Raw genomic sequence first — 19294 nt, forward strand, 5'->3', positions numbered from 1 at the left:
GAACTTTGTAGCTGGTACTTACAAGCAGCGCTCGGCTGAACTTACGCCGAGCGCTGCTTGTAAGTACCAGCTACTTGTATCTTGCACTATGAGCCAGGTCATTCTAACTGTACCCGATGAGCAGCTTGCGCCTTTGCTGAAAGTGCTGAAAGCGCTGCCGTTTGCTATTAAAACCAAAACCGTAGCCCCAGCCAAGCCCAGGCAGTACACGCCTGCGCAGCAGGAGTGGATTGATGATTTCCGCGAGGCGCTCCACGAAGTGGAGCTGCATCAGCAGGGAAAAATCAACTTGCAGGACGCTCGCGACTTTCTGAATGAGCTTTAAAATAGTCATCACCGACAGCTTCCGCCGCCCCGGTAAGCGGCTGGGCAAGAAATATGCGACATTCAAAGCTGACTTTGCGGCGCTTCTGGATGAGTTGGAAGAAGCCCCGCAAACCGGCGAGCCATTGGGCCGCGACTGCTACAAGGTGCGCATGAGCATTGCCGCCAAAAACAAAGGTAAAAGCGGGGGCGCCAGGGTAATTACCTGCGTTAAAATCATCGGCGAAACGGTATTCCTGCTCACGATTTATGATAAATCTGAACAGGAATCTATTTCGGATAGCGAGCGCGACGAGCTATTACGCGAAAACGGATTGCTGTGAAAATAAAAATGCCCGCTGCTAATCGGACTTTTTTTATGCTTCAGTCATAATCAGAACGTCATGCTCATCTGGCGTCCGCTTGTCGAAGCATCTCTACCGAACGATACCCGAACAGCGCGGTAGAGATGCTTCGACAAGCGGACGCCAGATGAGCATGACGTTCTTTTTTCTAGTCATTTACACCACCACGTTTACCATACGGCCGGGCACTACGACCACTTTTTTGACTGCTTTGCCCTCGCCGAAGCGGCTCAGAAAATCCGATTCCAGAATCGCGGTTTCGATTTCGGCGGCGGTGGCAGTGGCGGCAAACTGGCGCTGGTCGCGCACCTTGCCGTTGAGGGCCACGGGGTAGGTCACATTAGCTTCCACCAGGTATTCTTCGCGGAACTCGGGGTAGGCGGCCTGGCTGATGCTGCCGGAGGCGTGGCCCAACTCCTCCCACAGCTCTTCGGCCAGGTGGGGGGCGAAGGGCGAGAGCAGGATAACCAGCGGCTCCAGGATGGCGCGCTTGTGGGTGCCGAGGGCCGTTAGCTCGTTCACGGCAATCATGAAGGTGCTGACGCTGGTGTTGAAGCTGAACTTCTCAATATCCTGGGCCACCTTCTGGATGACGCGGTGCAGGGCCTTCAGTTCGGCGGGGCTGGCCGGCTCGTCAGTCACAGCCAGCGCGCCGTCTTCGGGGTGGAAAAGCCGCCAGAACTTCTTGAGGAACGTCGCCACGCCGCTGATGCCGTTGGTATTCCAGGGCTTGAACTGCTCCAGCGGGCCGAGGAACATTTCGTAGAGGCGCAGGGCGTCCGCGCCGAATTTGTCAATCAACACGTCGGGGTTCACGACGTTGTATTTCGACTTCGACATTTTCTCGACTTCTGGCCGAGTTTTAAACAGAGCTGGAGAGGCTTCCTCACTACTACGTTCACCCAACATCACAGTTCTATTGTGTTCGTTATGATGGTCTGTGACAGTATAGAAATTTAAGTGGTGATATCCTTGGTCTTCGCTAGAAAATGCGAATTGATGAAATCCATTTTCACAAACGAAAAGCGCATGTCTCTCTTCCTTAGTCCACTTCATGTAGTCAATCATTTGACTAACGTTCATGGTGTTATTATCTGTGAATTGGATAGGGACGTGCGTTTCAATAGTTGAAGCGAGAGAAGCAATAGTACCAACTTCGCCAATTGGCACTTGCACATCAGCACTGGTATAAACGATGATTAAATCATTGCTCATAACGTGTCGGTAGTATTCTCCTTTAGTAAATACGTGTGCATTATTCGCAGATGCCGCAGCAGTACCTCCTGAAGTAGTTATGCCGCCTCTTTTAATTTTTTCCGAAACGCCCAAAATCATCCCCTGATTTATTAGTTTCTGGAACGGCTCGCTGTGCGTGACCAGGCCCAAGTCCTTGAGGAACATGTACCAGAAGCGGGAGTAGAGTAGGTGTCCGGTGGCGTGCTCGGCGCCGCCCATGTAAAGGTCTACCTGGCCCCAGTACTGCTCGGCTTCTTCGGATACGAAGCGGTCGGCGTTGTGCGGGTCCATGTAGCGGAGGTAGTACCAGCTGGAGCCGGCCCAGCCGGGCATGGTGCTCAGCTCGAACTCGTACTGGCCCTTGTACTTCCAGTCTTTGGCGCGGCCCAGGGGCGGCTCGCCAGTTTCGGTGGGCTTGTACTCGTCGATTTCGGGGAGGACGAGGGGTAGGTCGGCTTCGGCCACGCCGTAGGCGGTGCCGTCCTTGTAATAAATCGGGATGGGCTCGCCCCAGTAGCGCTGGCGGCCGAAGATGGCGTCGCGCAGGCGGAAATTCACCTTGCCCTTGCCGAGGCCTTTGTCTTCGAGGTAGGCGATGAGGGTGGCGGTGGCTTCCTTGTAGCTAAGGCCGTTGACGATGCCCGAGTTGATGTAGCGGCCCTCCTTGGTGGGGTCGGCCTGCTGGTCGAGGTCCTTTTGGGCGTCCGAAATGGCCGGGATAGGGAGGTCGAAGTGCTTGGCAAAGAGGTAGTCGCGCTGGTCGCCGCTGGGCACGGCCATCACGGCGCCGGTGCCGTAGCCGGCCAGCACGTAGTCGGCCAGCCAGATGGGTACGGGCTCGTTGTTAACCGGGTTCAGACCATAGGCGCCGGTAAACACGCCCGACACGGTTTTGACGTCGGCCATACGGTCGCGCTCTGAGCGGCGCTTGGTGGCGGCGATGTACTCATCCACCGCCTCGCGCTGGGCGGGCGTGGTGAGGGTATCGACCAGCTCGTGCTCGGGGCTAGCACCAGGAAGGTAGCCCCGTAGATGGTATCGACGCGGGTAGTATACACCTTAATAACAGTGCCTTCGTGGCCCTGCACCGGGAAGGTAACCTCGGCCCCGATGCTTTTGCCAATCCAGTTGCGCTGCATCTCCTTCACGGCGTCGGGCCAGTCGAGGGTATCGAGGCCCTTGAGCAGACGGTCGGCGTAGGCCGTGATGCGCAGGTTCCACTGCGGCATGAGGCGGCGCTCCACGGGGTAGCCGCCGCGCTCCGAAAGGCCGTCTTTTACCTCGTCGTTGCTGAGCACGGTGCCCAGCGCGGCGCACCAGTTCACGTAGGTATCCTGCTGATACGCCAGCCGATAGGGGAGAATGGCGGCGAGCTTCTGCTTCTCGGTGAAGCTCTGCCACTGGCCGGCCGTGAAGTCGTGGCGGTCCTCGGCTTCGCCAGCCGCGCGGATGCCGGCGCTGCCGCTGGCGGCAAACTTCTCCTGCAAGGTGCGGATGTGCTCGGCGCGGTCGGTGTCGAGGTTATACCAGCTATTGAAGAGCTTGAGGAAAATCCACTGCGTCCACTTGTAGTAGTCGGGTTCGGAGGTGCGCACCTCACGCTCCCAGTCGTAGCTGAAACCCAGCTGCTGGAGCTGCCGGATGTAGGTTTCGATGTTCTTCTCGGTGGTCACGGCCGGGTGCTGGCCGGTTTGGATGGCGTACTGCTCAGCAGGCAGGCCAAACGAGTCGAAGCCCATCGGGTGCAGCACGTTGTGGCCTTGCAGGCGCTGGTAGCGTGCCACGATGTCGGAGGCGATGTAGCCCAGCGGGTGCCCCACGTGCAGCCCCGCCCCGGAGGGGTAGGGAAACATATCAAGTACGTAATATTTGGGCTTCGAGGAATCGTTGTCGGCGCGGAAGGTATTGTGCTGCTGCCAGTGGTCTTGCCACTTTTTTTCAAGCTCTTGGGGCGGTACGCGGGCATTTGCTGGGCTGGTTGTAATTAGAGCAAAGGTACGAAACCCGGTAGCGTGGGCTCTGTGTGTCCGCGCGTGATATCGTTCGGTTGCTACCATGCCCGAACTCAAAGAATTAGCGCTATAGTGCTAGTTTTGTAATACTGTCAGGGTAGTCTCCCGCCAACCACGGTGTCTTTCGATAGCTTCTGCTAGAAAAAGGCGAAGCCCGTGGTTGCAGCCACGGGCTTCGAAGTGGGTGTTTATTCTCCCCATCAAGTCTGTAGAACTATGGAGAAAAAACCAAACAGCGACGAGGATTATATCATAATCTTCGTCAGGCTCCCAACTAGGCTGCTGATGCAACTTAGTCGTTGGGTGCTGGTAGCCAGCAGCATGTACGTGCTGCTACACCAGTAACCGATTAGCCGGCAGGGAGGGTTCGCGCCCTCCCTGCTTGGGCTGCTAACTAAGTTCAGCCGCCGGGAGTTGCGCAAAGATGCAAGTTTTTTGGCAAAATGCCCGGCTTCGCCAGGGCTAGCGCAAAGCCAGCTCGCCGGCCGGCTGTGGGGCCAGCGCTTGCAGCGCCCCGGCCAGCAGCTGATACGAGTGAATGCGCGCCTCCTGGTCGAAAATGTTGGTCGTGGCCATCAGCTCATCGACCTGGGTTTGGGCGATAAACTCCTGCAAGTCCTGCTGAATCGTATCCTGGCTGCCCACGAAAGAATAGGCCAGCATCTGCTGCACGGCCTGCTGGCCGCCGGGTACCCACAGCGGGCGCATCGACTCGACGGGCGGTTGCAGCGGTGCCGGCCGGCCCGTGACGACGCTCTGCATAAACTGCTGGAGCGAGGTGGAGAGGTAAGCGGCGTGCTCGTCGGTATCGGCGGCAATCACGTTTACGCAAGCAATGACGTAGGGCTGGGCCAGGGTGGCCGAGGGACGGAAATTCTGCCGGTAAATCTCCAGCGCGGCCAGCAGCTGGCCCGGCGCAAAGTGGCTGGCAAAGGCGTAGGGCAAGCCTAGCGCCGCCGCCAGGTAAGCACTATCGGTGCTGGAGCCCAGGATGTAAATCGGAATCTCCAGGCCCTCGCCCGGAATGGCCCGAACCGTGCTGCTGCTGTTGCTGGCCGAGAAATAGGCTTGCAGCTGCTGAATGTCGCGCGGAAAATCCTGCGCCCCGCCGAAGCGGCTGCCCCGGATGGCCTGGGCCGTGACCTGGTCGGAGCCCGGCGCGCGGCCCAGGCCCAGGTCGATACGGCCGGGGTAGAGCGTGGCCAGCGTGCCCATTTGCTCGGCCACCACCAGCGGGGCGTGGTTGGGCAGCATAATGCCGCCCGAGCCCACGCGCAGCGTGGTAGTGCCACCCGCGACGTAGCCAATCAGCACCACCGGCGAAGAGCTGGCCACGCTGGCCATGTTGTGATGCTCGGAAAGCCAGAAGCGGGTATAGCCCAGCTTTTCGACGGCCTGCGCCAGGTGCAGGGTGTTGCGAAAGGTATCAGTAGGGGTAGCGCCGGCCAAAATGGGCGCTAAATCGAGCACTGAAAAGGCGACTTGCTTAAGAGAATCTGCCATTAGTAATACACAAAGGATAGGAATGGATTTAACCAATGCTACCCGCTAAAAGTTGACTGACCCTAAACTGGCCCGAGTTTAAAGCGGTGTAGTCCCCTCGCGCCAGTTTAGGGCCGCCTGGTCACCGCTTCGCTCCGGTACGGGTGTAAATTTGACGTTCTAACTTCTGCCCGTGGCCCGCATCCCCAAAGAAACCGTTGACCAGATTATTCATACCGCCGATATTCTGGAGGTGGTGGGCGACTACGTGCAGCTCAAGCGCCAGGGCCAGAATTACTGGGCCTGCTGCCCGTTTCACAACGAAAAGTCGCCGTCGTTTTCGGTAAACCCGAGCAAGGGCCTGTACAAATGCTTTGGCTGCGGTAAGGCCGGCGGCATTATCCAGTTTGTGATGGACGTGGAGGGCAGCAGCTACCCCGAAGCCCTGCGGGCGCTGGCCAAAAAGTACGGCGTGGCCGTGCCCGAAGAAGAGGAGCGTACACCCGAAGAGCAGCTTGCCCAGAATGAGCGCGACTCACAGTATATCGTATCTAACTGGGCCAAAGACCATTATCATCGCCTGCTGCAAAATACGGAGGAGGGCATGAGCATCGGCTACGGCTACCTCAAGGAGCGCGGCCTGAACCTGACCACCATCCAGACCTTCGAGCTGGGCTACTCGCTCGACCAATGGGACGACCTGCTCAAAAGTGCCACAACGGCCGGCTACGAGCAGAAATATCTCGAAAAAACCGGCCTCGTCATCAGGCGCGAAGACGACCAGGGCCACGACACCGGCCGGCGCTACGACCGGTTCCGGGGCCGCGTGATGTTCCCGATTCACAACGTGAGCGGCCGCGTGGTGGGCTTTGGGGCGCGCACGCTGAAGCGCGACGACAAGATGGCGAAGTACCTCAACTCGCCCGAGTCGGAAATATATCATAAATCAGATGTTCTTTACGGGCTCTACCAGGCCCGGCAGCCCATTCGCAACCAGGAGCTGTGCTACCTCGTGGAGGGCTACCTCGACGTGCTGAGTTTGCACCAGGGCGGTATCCGGAACGTGGTCGCTTCGTCGGGTACCTCGCTCACGGAGGGCCAGATTCGCCTTATTAAGCGCTACACCGACAATGTGACGGTGCTGTATGACGGTGATGCGGCCGGTATCAAGGCCAGTCTGCGGGGCATCGACCTGCTGCTCGAAGGTGGCCTGAACGTGCGCGTAGTGCTCTTTCCCGATGGCGAAGACCCCGACAGCTACATCCGTAAGGTGGGCGACCAGCGCTTTGCGGATTATATAGAGCAGCAAAGCCAGGACTTTATCGCCTTCAAAACTACGCTCGTAGCCCGCGAGGCCAGCCACGACCCGGTGAAGAAGGCTGAGGCCATTCGGGAGGTGCTCCAAAGCATTGCCAAGGTGCCCGACGGCCTCAAGCGCCAGGTGTTTTTGCAGCAGACGGCCAGCGTGTTCGGCTTTGAGGAACAGGTCATTATCACCGAATACAATAAGCTGCTGAAAACCCGGCCCGAAGGTAGGGGCGGCTCGCAGCCGCCCGCCGTGCCGCCTGCCCCAACCGCCGCCCCGCGCCGGGCGCTCACAGCCGAAGAAGAAGCCGAAGAAGCCATGTATGGCGTGTCGGGCGGCTCGGAGGCAATGGCCGGCAGTCTCAGCAGTAGCGCTGCTGATGCCAGCGACCTGGGCCAGCCGCTCGATGTGCTCATGCAGTGCGAGCAGGCCGTATTGCGGCTCCTGGTGCTCTACGGCCCGCACGAGGTGCAGCCCGAGGTAACGGTAGCGCATTATTTACTGAGCCAGCTCGACGGCACGCCGCTGCGTACGCCGCTCTACGCCCAGCTCTGGAGCGAGTGCCGGGAGCAGTTTTTACAGGGCCAGCTGCCCGATTTGCGCCTGCTGGCCCACCACCCCGACGCTGCCATCCGGAGCCTGCTGGCCGATTTTGCCACCGAGCGCTACGACCTCAGCCCCAACTGGCGTATCAAGGATATTTATGTGCCCACCGAGCTCAATTTAATTCAACTGGCTTGCGATAACGCCATCCTGCGCCTCAACAAGTGCCACGTGCAGCGCGAGCGCCAGCAGTGCCTGGCCCAGCTCAACGACACCCGCCTCGATGACAATGACCAGCTTAACGCGCTGCTGCGGTATAATGAGCTCACCAAGCTCGACAACCAGCTGGCCCAGATGCTTGGCACGGTAGTAGCGCGCGGGGCCTAAACTTATTTGTGTACTGACAGAGGCAAGCATCTTGTCAGGTGAAAGAATCATTTTTCACAACCCTGACAAGATGCTGCCTTCCTCAGTCCGACCGCTTAATGCTTAAACAACTCGACCTTTCGCGCCTGTGGCTGGCCTTGGGCCTGCTGGTCCTCAGCTTTGTAGTGGGCGTGGCGGGCTTCATGACGCTGGAGCACTACGGCTTTATCGACGCCTTTTACATGACGGTGATAACCGCCTCCACGGTGGGCTTTGGGGAGGTGCATCCGCTGTCTGATGTGGGTCGATTATTCACCTCTTTTTATATATTATTTAACTTGTTGATAGTGGCCTACCTCGTGTCGGTGCTCACTACCTATATTTTTGATGGCGAGCTGCGCCACCTTTTTCGCATGATTCGCACCGACCAGGAAATCAAGAGCTTTCGTGACCACGTCATTGTCTGCGGCTTCGGGCGCAATGGCTTCAAGGCCTACGACGAGCTGCGCCACAGCGGCACCCGTGCCGTGGTAGTGGAGCAAAGCCAGGAGCTGCTGACGGCGGCCAACAACGCCATCGGCCACCGGATTCCGGCCGTGTTTGGCGATGCCACCAGTGAGGGCGCCCTGCGCCAGGCCGGCATCGAGCATGCGCGCGCCCTCATTACGGCCCTGCCCAAAGACGCCGACAACGTGTTTGTGGCGCTCACTGCCCGCGAGCTGAACCCCAACGTGCTCATTATTGCCCGCGCCAGCGCCCGCAGCAGCGTCAGCAAGCTCATTTCGGCCGGCGCCAACTCGGTGGTGATGCCCGATGAAATCGGCGGCTCCCATATGGCCAACCTCGTCATCCGGCCCGAAGTAATTCGCTTTCTGGACATGATTTCGGGCCTCGACCCCAACAAGCTGCGCCTCGAAGAGCTGTCGTTTGGCGAGCTTAAGCCCAGCCTGCGCGGCCAGAGCATCCGGGAGCTCGACGTGCGCTCGCGCAGCGGAGCCACCGTGATTGCCCTGCGCCGGGGCGAAAGCGGCGAGCTGGAAGTAAGCCCCGCCGCCGACTACCGCCCCGTGGCCGGCGATGTACTGCTGGTGCTCGGCAACGAAACCCAGATTCAGGCGGTGCATCAGCAGTTTAAATAAGCTGAGCAGTGGCCGCTGCGGCAAAATAATGAGTTAGTAGGAATGCAGATAGCCGTTACCACCCGTTTTTTATTGCCCGGCGGCCAGCTCGAGGGCCTGGGCCGCTTCACGGCCGAAACCTTGCGGCAGCTGGTGCAGCAGCAGCCCGAGTGCACGTTTCACTTTCTTTTTGACCGGGCCTATGACCCGGCCTATCTGTTTGGGCCCAACGTAGTGCCGCACGTGCTGCACCCCCCGGCGCGGCACCCGCTCCTGATGATAGCCTGGTACGAAGGCGCCGTGGCCTGGTGGCTGCGGCAGCACCGCCCGGCGGCGCTGCTCTCGCCCGAGGGCTTTACGGTGCTGGGTACCAGCGTACCGCGCGTGATGGTGCTCCACGACCTGGCCTACATTCATCGGCCCGCCGACATGCACGCCCTGATACGGCGCTACTATGCCTACTTTATTCCGCGCTTTGCCCGCGCCGTGGAGCAGCTGGTGGCCGTGTCGGAAGCCACGCGGGAGGATATTGCGCGGCAGTATGGCGTAGCAGCCAGTGGCATCAAGGTAGCTTACAACGCCCCGGCCGCGCATTTTCAGCCGCAGTCGGCCGAAGCGCAAGGAGCAGTGCGGGACAGGTTTAGCCAGGGGCAGCCATATTTTTTGTTTGTGGGGGCGCTGCACCAGCGAAAAAACCTGGGCAACCTGCTGCGGGCGTTTGCGCTATTTAAGGCGCAGGCCGGAGAAAGCGACCCCACCAAGCTGCTGATTGTGGGGCGCGAGGCGTGGCGGGCCGGACCTATTTTCGCGGCTTATAAAAGCCTGCCCCCGGCCGTGCAGGCGGCCGTGGACTTCACAGGCCGGGTAGGCGAGCCCGAGCTGGCCGGCTTGTATGCCGCCGCGCTGGCTACCGTGTATGTGCCTTTCTTTGAAGGGTTTGGCTTGCCGGTGGTGGAGGCGCAGGCCAGCGGCTGCCCGGTAGTTACCTCCACGGTATCGTCGCTGCCCGAGGTGGCTGGCGGCCCCGGCAGCGCCCTGCTCTGCGACCCTGCCCAGCCCGCCGAGATAGCTGCGGCCCTCACGCAGCTAAGCCGCGACGCGGCCCTGCGCGCCCGGCTGCAAGCCGCCGGCCTGGCCAACGCAGCCCGCTTTTCGTGGGCCCGCAGTGCCGACGTGCTGTGGCAGGCCGTGCAGCAAGCCATTCAAACGATGCCCACGCCAGCGTAGGCCAGGCGTATCTTTGCCGCTAATGCACATTCTGCAACTTTGTCCGCGCGTTCCGTATCCGCCGCACGATGGCGGGGCGATTGCCATGTACGAAACGGCCCGCGGACTGGCCCAGGCCGGGCACCGGGTAACGGTGCTGGCTGCTAACACCCCCAAGCACTACCAGCCCGCCGATGCGCTGGCCCATCTGGGGCCCAATGTGCGCCTGGTAGTGGTAGACGTGGACACGCGAATCCGGCCGCTGGTAGCCCTCAAAAACCTGCTTTTTAGCCGGCAGCCTTATAATATCGAGCGGTTTGTCAGCCCCGATTTGCTGGCCGGGCTGCTCGAAGTTCTGCGACAAGAGAGTGTTGATATCATCCAGTTTGAGGGCACGCAGGTAGCGCCCTACCTCGGGCTGTTGCACCAGGCCGCTGCCGACACTCAGCTACGTCTGCCCCCACTGGTTTTGCGGGCGCATAATATAGAATATACTATCTGGCAGATGCTGGCCGCCCGGGCCGGCAATCCACTAAAAAAATGGTACTTACAGGAGCTGTCTGGCCGGCTGGCGCAGTACGAGCGGGCCGAGCTGCCGCGCTTTAGCGCCGTAGCGGCCATCACCGAGCAGGATGCCCAGCGCCTGCGCAGCATGGGGTGTGAGGCCCCGATTACATTTATTCCGGCCAGCTTCGACCTCAGCCGCTGGCAGCCGGCTGCTGCGCCGCCCCAGCCGCGCACGCTCTTTGTCATCGGCTCGCTCAACTGGCTGCCCAACCTCGAAGGCCTCGACTGGTTTTTGCGGGAAGTATGGCCCCAGGCCCACGCCGAGCTGCCCGAACTGGAGCTGCACATTGCCGGCTCGCATCCGCCGGCCACCCTGGTCGGGCGGGCGCCGGGGCAGGATAATGTCTATGTGCATGGCTTCGTGGCGTCGGCCGCGGCCTTTATGCAGCACTACGAGCTGATGCTGGTGCCGCTGCTCAGCGGCGGCGGCATGCGCGTAAAGCTGGTTGAAGGCCTGGCGCTGGGCAAGCCCGTGCTCAGCACCACGCTGGGAGCCGAGGGCATTGCGGCGCGCAACGACGAAAATATGCTGCTGCGCGATGGCGCCGCCGCCTGGCAGCAGGCCCTACGCGACTATTACCACGGCCGGCTGCCGCTGGCGGCGCTCGGCCGCGAAGCTGCCCGCACGGCCCACGCCGAATACGACACCTGCCAGGTAACGCAGCGCCTGACCGACCTCTACCGCCAGGTGCTGGGCCCGCCCGTGCGGCCCGGCACGCTGGCTGCTACGCCGCAGTAACGCTATGCGCCTACTTGTACTGCTTTCGCGCTTTCCGTATCCGCTCGACAAGGGCGACAAGCTGCGGGCGTTTCACCAGCTGCGCTACCTGGCTGCTCAGGGCCACACAATCTGCCTGCTGGCCCTCAGCGATGAAGTGGTGCCCGATGCCGCACTGGCGGCCGTGCGCCCGCTGTGCCGGGGTGGGCTGCAGGTGCACCGGCTGGGCCGGCTGGCGCGGGGCCGGGGGCTGGCGCAGGCTCTGGCCATTGCCGGGCGGCCCTTGCAAGTGGGCTACTTTTACGAAGCCGGTGCGCAGCGCCTGGTAGATAAGCTGCTGGCTGATTTTCGGCCCGACCATGTGTACTGCCAGCTCATCCGGATGGCCGAATACCTGCGCCCCCACGCCGGCCGGGTAGCCATGACCCTCGATTACATGGACGTATTCTCGGCCGGGGTGGCCCGGCGCCTGGCTACGGCCCCGGCCTGGCAGCGCCCGGCACTGGCCCTGGAAGCCCGCCGGCTGGCGGCTTACGAAGCCGAGGCGTTTGGCTGGTTTCGGCACCATACCATTATCAGCGACCAGGACCGCCAGCTTATCCGGCACCCGCAGCACCAGCAGATTACGGTGGTGCCTAATGGCATTGCGCTCGACTACTTTCAGCCCCGGCCGCCGGCTGCCAAAACCCACGACCTGCTCTTTTGCGGCAACATGGGCTACTATCCTAATGTAGACGCTGCCTGCTTTCTGGCCGATGACATTTTGCCCCTCGTGCAGCAACGCCACCCCGGCGCCCGGCTGTTGGTAGCCGGTACCACGCCCGCGCCCAGGGTGCAGGCGCTGGCCCGCCGCCCCGGCGTGGAAGTGAGCGGCTGGCTGCCCGATATCCGCACCGCCTACGCCCAGGCGCGGGTATTTGTAGCGCCGATGCGCGTGGGCACGGGCCTCCAAAACAAGCTACTCGAAGCCATGGCCATGCAGCTGCCCTGCGTGACTACCCCACTGGCCAACAATGCCTTGCGCGGAGAGCCGGGCCGGCAGCTGCTCGTGGCCGAAGGTGCGCCGGCCCTGGCCGATGCCCTAAGCAGCCTGCTGGCCGATGAGCCGGCCGCTGCCCGGCTTGCCGCCGCCGGGCGCACCTTTGTAGCCGAAACCTACGACTGGGCCGCGGCCACACGACAGCTTGAGAACTTGTTTCGGGATAATTGTTAAGCACCTAGAATTTTATAGAACGTTATGCCTCATCGGGCGTCCGCTTACTGAAGCATGACGTGCGGGTTTTTTTTGCGAATACCATGCTAGACACCATTGAATCGGCCATCGAAGACATTCGCGCCGGCAAGGTCATTATCGTTGTCGACGACGAAGACCGCGAAAACGAGGGCGATTTCATCTGCGCGGCCCGCTCGGCCACGCCCGAGGTTATCAATTTTATGGCCACCCACGGCCGCGGCCTCGTGTGCGCCCCCCTCACCGCTGAGCGCTGCGACGAGCTGGGCCTCGACCTGATGGTGGGCCGCAACACGGCCCTGCACGCCACGCCCTTCACAGTAAGCGTCGATTTGCTGACCAACGGCGTGACCACCGGCATCTCGGCTTCCGACCGCTCCAAGACCATCCTGGCCCTTATCGACCCGGCAACGAAGGCGGAGGATTTGGGTAAGCCCGGCCATATATTTCCGCTCAAAGCCCGCAAGGAAGGGGTGCTGCGCCGTGCCGGCCATACCGAGGCTGCGGTCGATTTGGCGCGCCTGGCGGGCTTCGAGCCGGCCGGCGTGCTGGTCGAGATTTTGAAGGAAGACGGGGAGATGGCCCGCCTGCCCGACCTGCGCCTCGTAGCCGAGCAGTGGGGGCTGAAGCTGATTTCGGTGCAGGACCTCATCAAGTACCGCCTGGCCCAGGAAAGCCTTATTCAGCGCGAAATCACGGTGAAGATGCCCACCCAGTTTGGCGACTTCGACCTCTATGCCTACACGCAGCGCTCCAATGGGGTGCAGCATCTGGCGTTGGTAAAAGGGGATATTTCCGGCCCGGAGCCGGTGCTGGTGCGCGTGCACAGCTCGTGCATTACCGGCGATATCTTCGGCTCGTGCCGCTGCGACTGCGGCCCGCAGCTGCACAAGGCTATGCAGCAGATTGACCGGGAGGGCCGCGGGGCCATCATCTACATGAACCAGGAAGGCCGCGGCATTGGGCTGCTCAATAAGCTGAAAGCCTACAAGCTGCAGGAGGCCGGCCGCGATACCGTGCAAGCCAACGAAGACCTGGGTTTCCGGGGCGACGAGCGCGACTACGGCGTGGGCGCGGCTATTTTGCGCGACCTTGGCATCCGGCAGATGCGCCTGCTCACCAACAACCCCAAAAAGCGCACCGGCCTGCTCGGCTACGGCCTCGAAGTAACCGAAACCGTACCCATCGAAATTGTGCCCAACAAGCACAACCAGAGCTACCTCACCACCAAGCGCGATAAAATGGGGCACGATATTCTGCAGAAGATGGCGCCCGATACGGCCGCATAAATATAGTAAATTATTAATATAAAAGCCCCGGCGCTGGTAAGGCGTCCGGGGCTTTTTGCTGCTGGCAGGTGTACCGGCCTGGCAGGCGCAGGCATCTACCGGGGTACTGCGCCCAGCCAGCGCAGCACCGGGTAGCGGCGGTAGCCGGCCTCGGCGTAGGGCGAGTGCTGGTACACCCACTCCAGCTGCGCCGGGCCGCTGGCGGCTAGGGCGGCATCGGTCTTTTTAGCGGCTTCCAGCTGCTGGCGCACGGCGGGGTTCCGGGCTAGAAACTCGGCCGCCAGGTCTTCGAATACATAGTCGGAATAATGCTCTTTCTGCTGCAGGATGCTATCGAAAAAGCCCCAGGCGAAGAAGGAGTCGGTGGCCTGCGGCTCCAGGGCCTGCACGAGGTAGCGGGCGGCCGGGCCTTGCTCGGCCAGCACGGCCAGGTAGTCGCCGGCGGCCAGCGTTGCGTGAGGCTCCGGGGTAGTCAGCAGCCTCACCTGGCTGTGCAGGTAGTGGCCCTCGTAGGGCCGGGGGGTAGTTTTAAAATCGCCGATAGTATACACCTCGGCCGGCCCGGTAAGGGGCTGCGCGAGAGGGTGCAGCACTACGCCGTTGCGGCGCAGGTTTTCGACCGCTTCGCCCCAGGCGGCCGGAATGACATAGGCCACCGGCGCGGTGGCCGTAGCCGTAGCGCGGGCCGTGTTGTAGTACTTCACTGGCCGGACGTAGGGCCGGGTGCGGTCATAATACAGGCGCGGCTGCCCGCTCACGGCGCTGGGCTTGTGCCCCGCCTCGTAGCCCCTGAACTGCACCGTAGTGGTGGCCGTGTCGGTGAGCGCCCAGGCCAGCGGAAACTGCGTTTGGGCGGCCAGCGCCCGGTCGGCCTCAGCGCGGGCGGCGAGCAGGGCGGGTGCCTGGGCGGCCACGGTTTCGAGGTAAGTGAGCAGCAGGTCGTAGGTGGCCTGCACGCGCGGGCCAAACGCCTTCAGCATGTGCGTTTCGGGCATGAAGCCGATGGTGTTGAACAAGGCCGCGTAGCCGGTAGAGTAGCGCGGACTTTCCAGGAAGGCGCGCAGGCCGCTCTCGGGTGTTTCGCCCTCAAAGTCGACGTAGGGCGTCATGGGCCACTTTTTCTGGTCCATGCCCTGGTACAAGGCCGGCAGCAGCTTGTCTTGCAGATAGGCGCCCAGCACCGGCCCCAGCTTATCGGGCTGAGTCGGAATGAGCGTCATGGTGTACTGGTAGTCGGCCCCGTTGGAAGTATGCGTTTCCACGAATAGCTCGGGCCGCCACTTGCCAAACAGCGCCGCAAACGAGCGCGCATTGCGCGAGTCCTGCTTTACGTAGTCGCGGTTGAGGTCGAGGTGCCGGGCATTGCCCCGGAAGCCGTATGCCTGCGGCCCGTTCTGGTTCACGCGGGTAGTGGAGTTGCGGTTGAGCATCCCATCCACGTTGTACACCGGCACGATGACGACCGTAACCTTGCCGAGCAGTGCCAGAAAACGCTGCTCGCGCAGCAGGTTGCGGGCCAGCATCATGCTGGCGTCGATGCCCTCGGGCTCGCCGGGGTGAATGCCGTTTTGGATGAACAGCACCGGCCGGCCCTTGGCCCGGCTGGCGGCCGGCTCAAAGGTGCCATCGGCCGAAAGCACGACCTCGTGCAGGGGCTGGCCGCTGTCGGTGGGGCCAGCCTCGCGCAGCTGCATGGTAGCCGGGTAGGCGGCGGCCAGCTCTTTATAAAAGCCGATGCACTCGGCATAGGTGGCGGTGGTGTTGTGCTGCGGGTCGCGCTCGAAGGGCGTACTGAAACGCGGGGCGGGGGCGGCGGTCATGAGCGAGGTAGCGAGTAGGAGGGAGGCCAAGAACATAGGGCGAAGGTACCTTTGCCGGCCGTGAGCGGCACCGACTGTGGTCGGTGCCCGGCCAAATTCCCTTTTCCCGCTTTATGTCTTCCCGCCCCCTCATCCTTATCTCCAACGACGACAGCCTGACGGCGCCCGGCATTGCGCACCTGGTGCGCCTCATGCGCGAGCTAAGCGCTGAAATAGTGGTGGTGGCTCCGGCCAGCCCGCAGTCGGGCATGGGCCATGCCATTACTATCGGCCACCCGCTGCGGCTCGACAAATCAACCCTTTTCGGCTCCGATGTGGAAGCCTATGCCTGCACCGGTACGCCGGCCGATTGTGTAAAAATAGCAAAGCACTATATACTGAAAGACCGACGGCCCGACCTCGTAGTGTCGGGCATCAACCACGGCTCCAACTCGTCGGTGAACGTGCTGTACTCGGGCACTATGTCGGCGGCCATCGAGGCGGCCATTGAAGGGCTGCCGGCCATTGGCTTTTCACTCTGCGAATACGGTGATGACGCCGACTTTTCGCACGTGGGCCCCTGGGTGCTGGAGGTGTGCCGACAGGCGCTGGCGCACGGCGTTCCGGCCGGCACGGCGCTGAACGTGAATATTCCCAAAAATTCGGCCGGGCCAATTCAGGGCATCCGGCTGGCGCGCCAGGCCCGCGCCAAGTGGCAGGAGAGCTTTGAGCAGCGCCACGACCCCTACCGCCGCCCTTATTACTGGCTGCTGGGCGAGTTTGTGAACCAGGACCTGGGCCTCGACACCGACGAAGCTGCTCTGGCCGAAGGGTTTGTGTCGGTAGTGCCCTGTCAGTTTGACCTTACCAGCTACTCCGGCCTGGCGGCCATGGCTCAGGGCTGGCAGGTCGCGTTGCCTGCCAGCAGTGCCGCTGCGGCGCCCCCGCAACCCGTGCCGGGTGAGGATTACGGCCCCGCCACCCGGTAGGGCAGCGGGAGAGCAGGCCGACGAGCAGGCTATACTGGGCTGTGCTCGGTATGGAATGCGCTTCGGCTTTCCTTCCTCTTCGCATATCTCACGGCCCGCACCAGCTTGTGCTGCTGGGCTGCATACGGCGTGCGCAGCACGCGCACGGGCAGCAGCTTGGGCGTGAGAGGTAGCGTACCGCCCGTGAGGTAGTGGGGGCGTTGGTGCGCGCCGTGCCCGGCTGGTGGCAGCAACAGCACCAACAGCAGCAGACTTAGCAGGAGCGCCGGCGTTTTCATAGAGTATTCAGTTTATACTCCAAGTTGGCGCGCAACCAGTGAATGATGCATGAATACAGGCAGTTGACTCTGGCTGGCCCGCCAGCGTACGCGGCTAGTCGCTGCTCAGCCAGCCCTTGCGCCAGAAATAATAAAGCTGCCCCAGTACAATCAGCGTAAGCACCAGCAGCAAAACAGGGTAGCCCAGCGGTGAGTACAGCTCGGGCATATTCAGGGGCATCAGGTGGCCGTGGCCATCATCGTGCTGAAAGTTCATGCCGTAGAGGCCCACCACAAAGCTGAGCGGAATAAAGATGGAGCTGATGATAGTCAGCACCTTCATTACCTCGTTCATGCGGTTGCTCTGGTCGGAGAGGAAAAGGTCGGCCAGCGAGGAAATGTTGTCGCGGTAGCTCTCGGCCAGGTCCAGGGCCTGAATGGCGTGGTCGTAGGCATCGCGGTAAAATACCTTGAGCTCTTCGGGTACTACTTCATCGGGCAGGCGCAGAATCTCCGACATTTTATCGCGCTCGGGATACACGAGGCGGCGAAAGCGCACTACATCTTTTTTGATGCGCAGAATCCGGTTGAGCAGGCGGCGCTCGCGCCGCTCGTTGAAGATGCTCAGCTCCAGCTCCTCAATATAATCGCCAATGGCCGCCATGGTAGGGTAGTAGTGGTCGAGCACCACATCGGTGAGCGCGTAGGCCAGGTAGCCGCTGGACTTACGCCGCAGCTGGCTGAAATTGGCCCGGATGCGGGTGCGCAGCACTTCCAGGCAGTCGTCGTAATCGTCCTGAAACGAAAGCACGTAGTTGGGCCCGGTAAAGATGGAGAGCTGGTCGTCGTGCACCGTCAGGTCGGCCGTAAACTCAGTCATGCGCGATACCAGAAAAAGGCGATTATCGTCGAACACCTCCACCTTGGCCCGCTGATAATCGCCGAGCACATCCTCCATTTGCAGGGGGTGCAGGCCAAAATCCGTCATGAGGCGCTCCATCAGCGGCAGGTCGCCGTAGCCGCGCACGTCAATCCAGTGCTTCAACTCGGGATGCCCGCGCAGATAGTCCAGCAGCTCGTCGTAGCGGTCGGTATATTCGGCTTCCTCATGCACGTTCTCGTCGTACGACATCAGAAAGAGGCGGGGCTTCAGGGACTCGGGCGGCACGTGCAGCGTGCCGGGGTGCTGGCCCACGTTCTGGTACAGGGCCTGGCGCCGGGCCTCCCGGCTGGAGCCCGCCGGGCCGGGGCCAGTGCGGGCCATAGCGGCCTTGGAAGAAGCCGGAAGGTTGGAAGCGGCCGTCGTCGAACCGTTAGGAGTCATTAAAGCGAGGGTAAAAAAGCAAATAGCACTGCAAGGTGCAGTCCGAAAAACAAATTGCTGCCGGCTGCTGCCGTACTTTGCCCTGCCCGATAGCCTTGTGAAAACCGATAGTTTCCCGCCGCCCCTGCCTGGCTGGGCCGTATACGCCGCCGAAGCCCCGCCCGCACAACCGCCGGCCGGGCCACGCCGGCCGCTGGCCTTTGCCTCGTTTCTGTACCTCGAGCCGGCGCATCAGGCGTTGCAGGGAGCAAGCCTGGTGCTCAGCTTTTATCTGGAAGATGAAAGCGTTGGCCTCAGCGTGGCGCAGCTATTTATAGTGCCCGATTTTTTAGGCCCGCGCCGGGCCAGCTCGCCGGGCCGGGCCCCTTCGGAGCCGTGCAGCTGGCGGCCGGGGTGCCGCTGGCCGCCCTGCACCTGCTGCTCGCCACGGCCGAGGCTGCCCTGCGCCAGCGCGGGCAGCGCACGCTGCATATGCGCGGCTACCCGTTTTGCTACGACCCCGCCGGAGCCGCGCTACTGGCCGAAGCGCTGCGCCAGCGCCACTACACCGTGCCCCTGGCCGAGCAGAATTACTACTTGGACGCTTCCCGCGACTACGAGGCGCACCTGCACCCCAGCGAGCGCCGCCGGCTGCGCCGCTGCCGCCAGCAAGGCCTCGTACCCGAGCAGGAGCCCCCCTGATTTTGCCTTTGGCCTACGACTTCATTGCGGCCTGCCGGCAGGAGCGGGGTGCGTCGCTGTCGTTGCCCCTGGCCCAGGTGCAGGAGTTGTTTCAGGCTTTCCCTGGCCAGCACCTGCTGTTTTCGGTGCGCAAGCCGGGCGGCGACTGGGTGGCCCTGACCATCGCCATCCAGGTGAGCAGCGAAGTGCTGTACAATTTTTACCCGGCCAGCCCCAGGGCCGAAAATCACCTGAGCCCGGTTGTGCTGCTCAATGAAAGCCTGCACACCTATGCCCGTGCCTCCGGCCTGCGGGTAGTTGACCTGGGCACCTCCACGCTGCCCACTGGGCCAAATGAGCCCCTGCTGCGCTTCAAGCGCCACCTGGGTGGCGTAGCCGGAGTAAGGTTAAGCTGGGAGAAGGCCCTATAAGTTAATGCATTGCATAAATGAGTAAATACGAGTGAGTTATTACCCATTTGTGTAGTACGTTAAGTATTCAGCTGTTGGCTGGTAGTTGGTAG

General features: G+C 61.8%; 16 protein-coding genes and 1 pseudogene. 11 read left to right on the forward strand and 6 right to left on the reverse strand.

What is annotated here, in order from left to right; genetic code table 11:
- Window positions 1-88 precede the first annotated feature (88 nt).
- Together GKZ67_RS05115 and GKZ67_RS05120 are read left to right on the forward strand one after the other, a co-directional pair.
- Window positions 89-325 carry a hypothetical protein gene (locus GKZ67_RS05115; protein WP_173241414.1) on the forward strand — a complete coding sequence of 79 codons (237 nt, stop codon included), beginning with the start codon at window positions 89-91 and terminating at the stop codon, window positions 323-325.
- Complete coding sequence (locus GKZ67_RS05120; RefSeq protein ID WP_173241415.1) at window positions 315-647, forward strand: type II toxin-antitoxin system RelE/ParE family toxin; 333 nt, start codon at window positions 315-317, stop codon at window positions 645-647. Before GKZ67_RS05115 ends, GKZ67_RS05120 begins: the two co-directional genes overlap by 11 nt.
- A 177-nt stretch (window positions 648-824) precedes the next feature.
- On the opposite strand, the gene GKZ67_RS25010 is transcribed toward GKZ67_RS05120, so the two are convergent.
- From GKZ67_RS25010 to GKZ67_RS05135, 3 genes and pseudogenes are all read right to left on the reverse strand, one after another.
- The gene (locus tag GKZ67_RS25010; protein WP_410505059.1) at window positions 825-1250 is read right to left on the reverse strand and encodes a class I tRNA ligase family protein; all 426 of its coding nucleotides are present in this window, start codon (window positions 1248-1250) and stop codon (window positions 825-827) included.
- A pseudogene (locus tag GKZ67_RS24405) lies at window positions 1251-3889 on the reverse strand (leucine--tRNA ligase); the annotation flags it as partial.
- Window positions 3890-4378: 489 nt separating this feature from the next.
- The gene (locus GKZ67_RS05135; protein WP_173241418.1) at window positions 4379-5419 is read right to left on the reverse strand and encodes an LLM class flavin-dependent oxidoreductase; all 1041 of its coding nucleotides are present in this window, start codon (window positions 5417-5419) and stop codon (window positions 4379-4381) included.
- A 172-nt stretch (window positions 5420-5591) separates the two neighbouring features.
- Between GKZ67_RS05135 and dnaG the strand changes: the two genes are divergently transcribed.
- From dnaG to GKZ67_RS05165, 6 genes are all read left to right on the forward strand, one after another.
- Window positions 5592-7634 carry a DNA primase gene (gene dnaG, locus GKZ67_RS05140; RefSeq protein WP_173241419.1) on the forward strand — a complete coding sequence of 681 codons (2043 nt, stop codon included), beginning with the start codon at window positions 5592-5594 and terminating at the stop codon, window positions 7632-7634.
- A 98-nt stretch (window positions 7635-7732) separates the two neighbouring features.
- Window positions 7733-8752, forward strand: coding sequence for a potassium channel family protein (locus GKZ67_RS05145; protein WP_173241420.1), 1020 nt, complete (start codon window positions 7733-7735; stop codon window positions 8750-8752).
- A 42-nt stretch (window positions 8753-8794) separates the two neighbouring features.
- Window positions 8795-9958 carry a glycosyltransferase family 4 protein gene (locus GKZ67_RS05150; protein ID WP_173241421.1) on the forward strand — a complete coding sequence of 388 codons (1164 nt, stop codon included), beginning with the start codon at window positions 8795-8797 and terminating at the stop codon, window positions 9956-9958.
- Window positions 9959-9980: 22 nt separating this feature from the next.
- Complete coding sequence (locus GKZ67_RS05155) at window positions 9981-11243, forward strand: glycosyltransferase family 4 protein (RefSeq protein WP_173241422.1); 1263 nt, start codon at window positions 9981-9983, stop codon at window positions 11241-11243.
- A 4-nt stretch (window positions 11244-11247) separates the two neighbouring features.
- Window positions 11248-12435: a glycosyltransferase gene (locus GKZ67_RS05160; protein ID WP_173241423.1), complete on the forward strand. Its 1188-nt coding sequence runs from the start codon at window positions 11248-11250 to the stop codon at window positions 12433-12435.
- A gap of 83 nt (window positions 12436-12518) precedes the next feature.
- On the forward strand, window positions 12519-13742 hold the full coding sequence (locus tag GKZ67_RS05165; RefSeq protein WP_173241424.1) for a bifunctional 3,4-dihydroxy-2-butanone-4-phosphate synthase/GTP cyclohydrolase II: 1224 nt from the start codon (window positions 12519-12521) through the stop codon (window positions 13740-13742).
- 95 nt (window positions 13743-13837) lie between these two features.
- Here the strand turns inward: GKZ67_RS05165 and GKZ67_RS05170 are convergent, their stop codons facing one another.
- A complete protein-coding gene (locus GKZ67_RS05170; protein WP_173241425.1) occupies window positions 13838-15598 on the reverse strand; it encodes a M14 family metallopeptidase in 1761 nt (586 codons plus the stop codon).
- A 77-nt stretch (window positions 15599-15675) separates the two neighbouring features.
- Here GKZ67_RS05170 and surE point away from each other — a divergent pair, with 77 nt between their 5' ends.
- Complete coding sequence (surE, locus tag GKZ67_RS05175; protein WP_173241426.1) at window positions 15676-16530, forward strand: 5'/3'-nucleotidase SurE; 855 nt, start codon at window positions 15676-15678, stop codon at window positions 16528-16530.
- A gap of 29 nt (window positions 16531-16559) precedes the next feature.
- Here the strand turns inward: surE and GKZ67_RS05180 are convergent, their stop codons facing one another.
- Window positions 16560-16808 carry a hypothetical protein gene (locus tag GKZ67_RS05180; protein ID WP_173241427.1) on the reverse strand — a complete coding sequence of 83 codons (249 nt, stop codon included), beginning with the start codon at window positions 16806-16808 and terminating at the stop codon, window positions 16560-16562.
- A 94-nt stretch (window positions 16809-16902) separates the two neighbouring features.
- Window positions 16903-18111 carry a magnesium/cobalt transporter CorA gene (gene corA / locus GKZ67_RS05185; RefSeq protein ID WP_173241428.1) on the reverse strand — a complete coding sequence of 403 codons (1209 nt, stop codon included), beginning with the start codon at window positions 18109-18111 and terminating at the stop codon, window positions 16903-16905.
- Between the two features lie 375 nt (window positions 18112-18486).
- On the opposite strand from corA, the gene GKZ67_RS05190 reads away from it, so the two are divergent.
- Together GKZ67_RS05190 and GKZ67_RS05195 are read left to right on the forward strand one after the other, a co-directional pair.
- A complete protein-coding gene (locus GKZ67_RS05190; RefSeq protein ID WP_173241429.1) occupies window positions 18487-18792 on the forward strand; it encodes a hypothetical protein in 306 nt (101 codons plus the stop codon).
- A gap of 8 nt (window positions 18793-18800) precedes the next feature.
- Window positions 18801-19202, forward strand: a complete 402-nt coding sequence (locus GKZ67_RS05195; RefSeq protein ID WP_173241430.1) for a GNAT family N-acetyltransferase — start codon at window positions 18801-18803, stop codon at window positions 19200-19202.
- Window positions 19203-19294: the final 92 nt, after the last annotated feature.

The organism is Hymenobacter sp. BRD67, from assembly GCF_013256425.1.
Lineage (GTDB): Bacteria > Bacteroidota > Bacteroidia > Cytophagales > Hymenobacteraceae > Hymenobacter.

Bases quoted from the DNA above. Each gene is read 5' to 3' on its own strand.
- GKZ67_RS05115 (WP_173241414.1), top strand. From the start codon at position 89: ATGAGCCAGGTCATTCTAACTGTACCCGATGAGCAGCTTGCGCCTTTG.
- GKZ67_RS05120 (WP_173241415.1), top strand. From the start codon at position 315: ATGAGCTTTAAAATAGTCATCACCGACAGCTTCCGCCGCCCCGGTAAG.
- GKZ67_RS05135 (WP_173241418.1), bottom strand. From the start codon at position 5,419: ATGGCAGATTCTCTTAAGCAAGTCGCCTTTTCAGTGCTCGATTTAGCG.
- GKZ67_RS05145 (WP_173241420.1), top strand. From the start codon at position 7,733: ATGCTTAAACAACTCGACCTTTCGCGCCTGTGGCTGGCCTTGGGCCTG.
- GKZ67_RS05150 (WP_173241421.1), top strand. From the start codon at position 8,795: ATGCAGATAGCCGTTACCACCCGTTTTTTATTGCCCGGCGGCCAGCTC.
- GKZ67_RS05155 (WP_173241422.1), top strand. From the start codon at position 9,981: ATGCACATTCTGCAACTTTGTCCGCGCGTTCCGTATCCGCCGCACGAT.
- GKZ67_RS05160 (WP_173241423.1), top strand. From the start codon at position 11,248: ATGCGCCTACTTGTACTGCTTTCGCGCTTTCCGTATCCGCTCGACAAG.
- GKZ67_RS05165 (WP_173241424.1), top strand. From the start codon at position 12,519: ATGCTAGACACCATTGAATCGGCCATCGAAGACATTCGCGCCGGCAAG.
- GKZ67_RS05170 (WP_173241425.1), bottom strand. From the start codon at position 15,598: ATGTTCTTGGCCTCCCTCCTACTCGCTACCTCGCTCATGACCGCCGCC.
- surE (WP_173241426.1), top strand. From the start codon at position 15,676: ATGTCTTCCCGCCCCCTCATCCTTATCTCCAACGACGACAGCCTGACG.
- GKZ67_RS05180 (WP_173241427.1), bottom strand. From the start codon at position 16,808: ATGAAAACGCCGGCGCTCCTGCTAAGTCTGCTGCTGTTGGTGCTGTTG.
- corA (WP_173241428.1), bottom strand. From the start codon at position 18,111: ATGACTCCTAACGGTTCGACGACGGCCGCTTCCAACCTTCCGGCTTCT.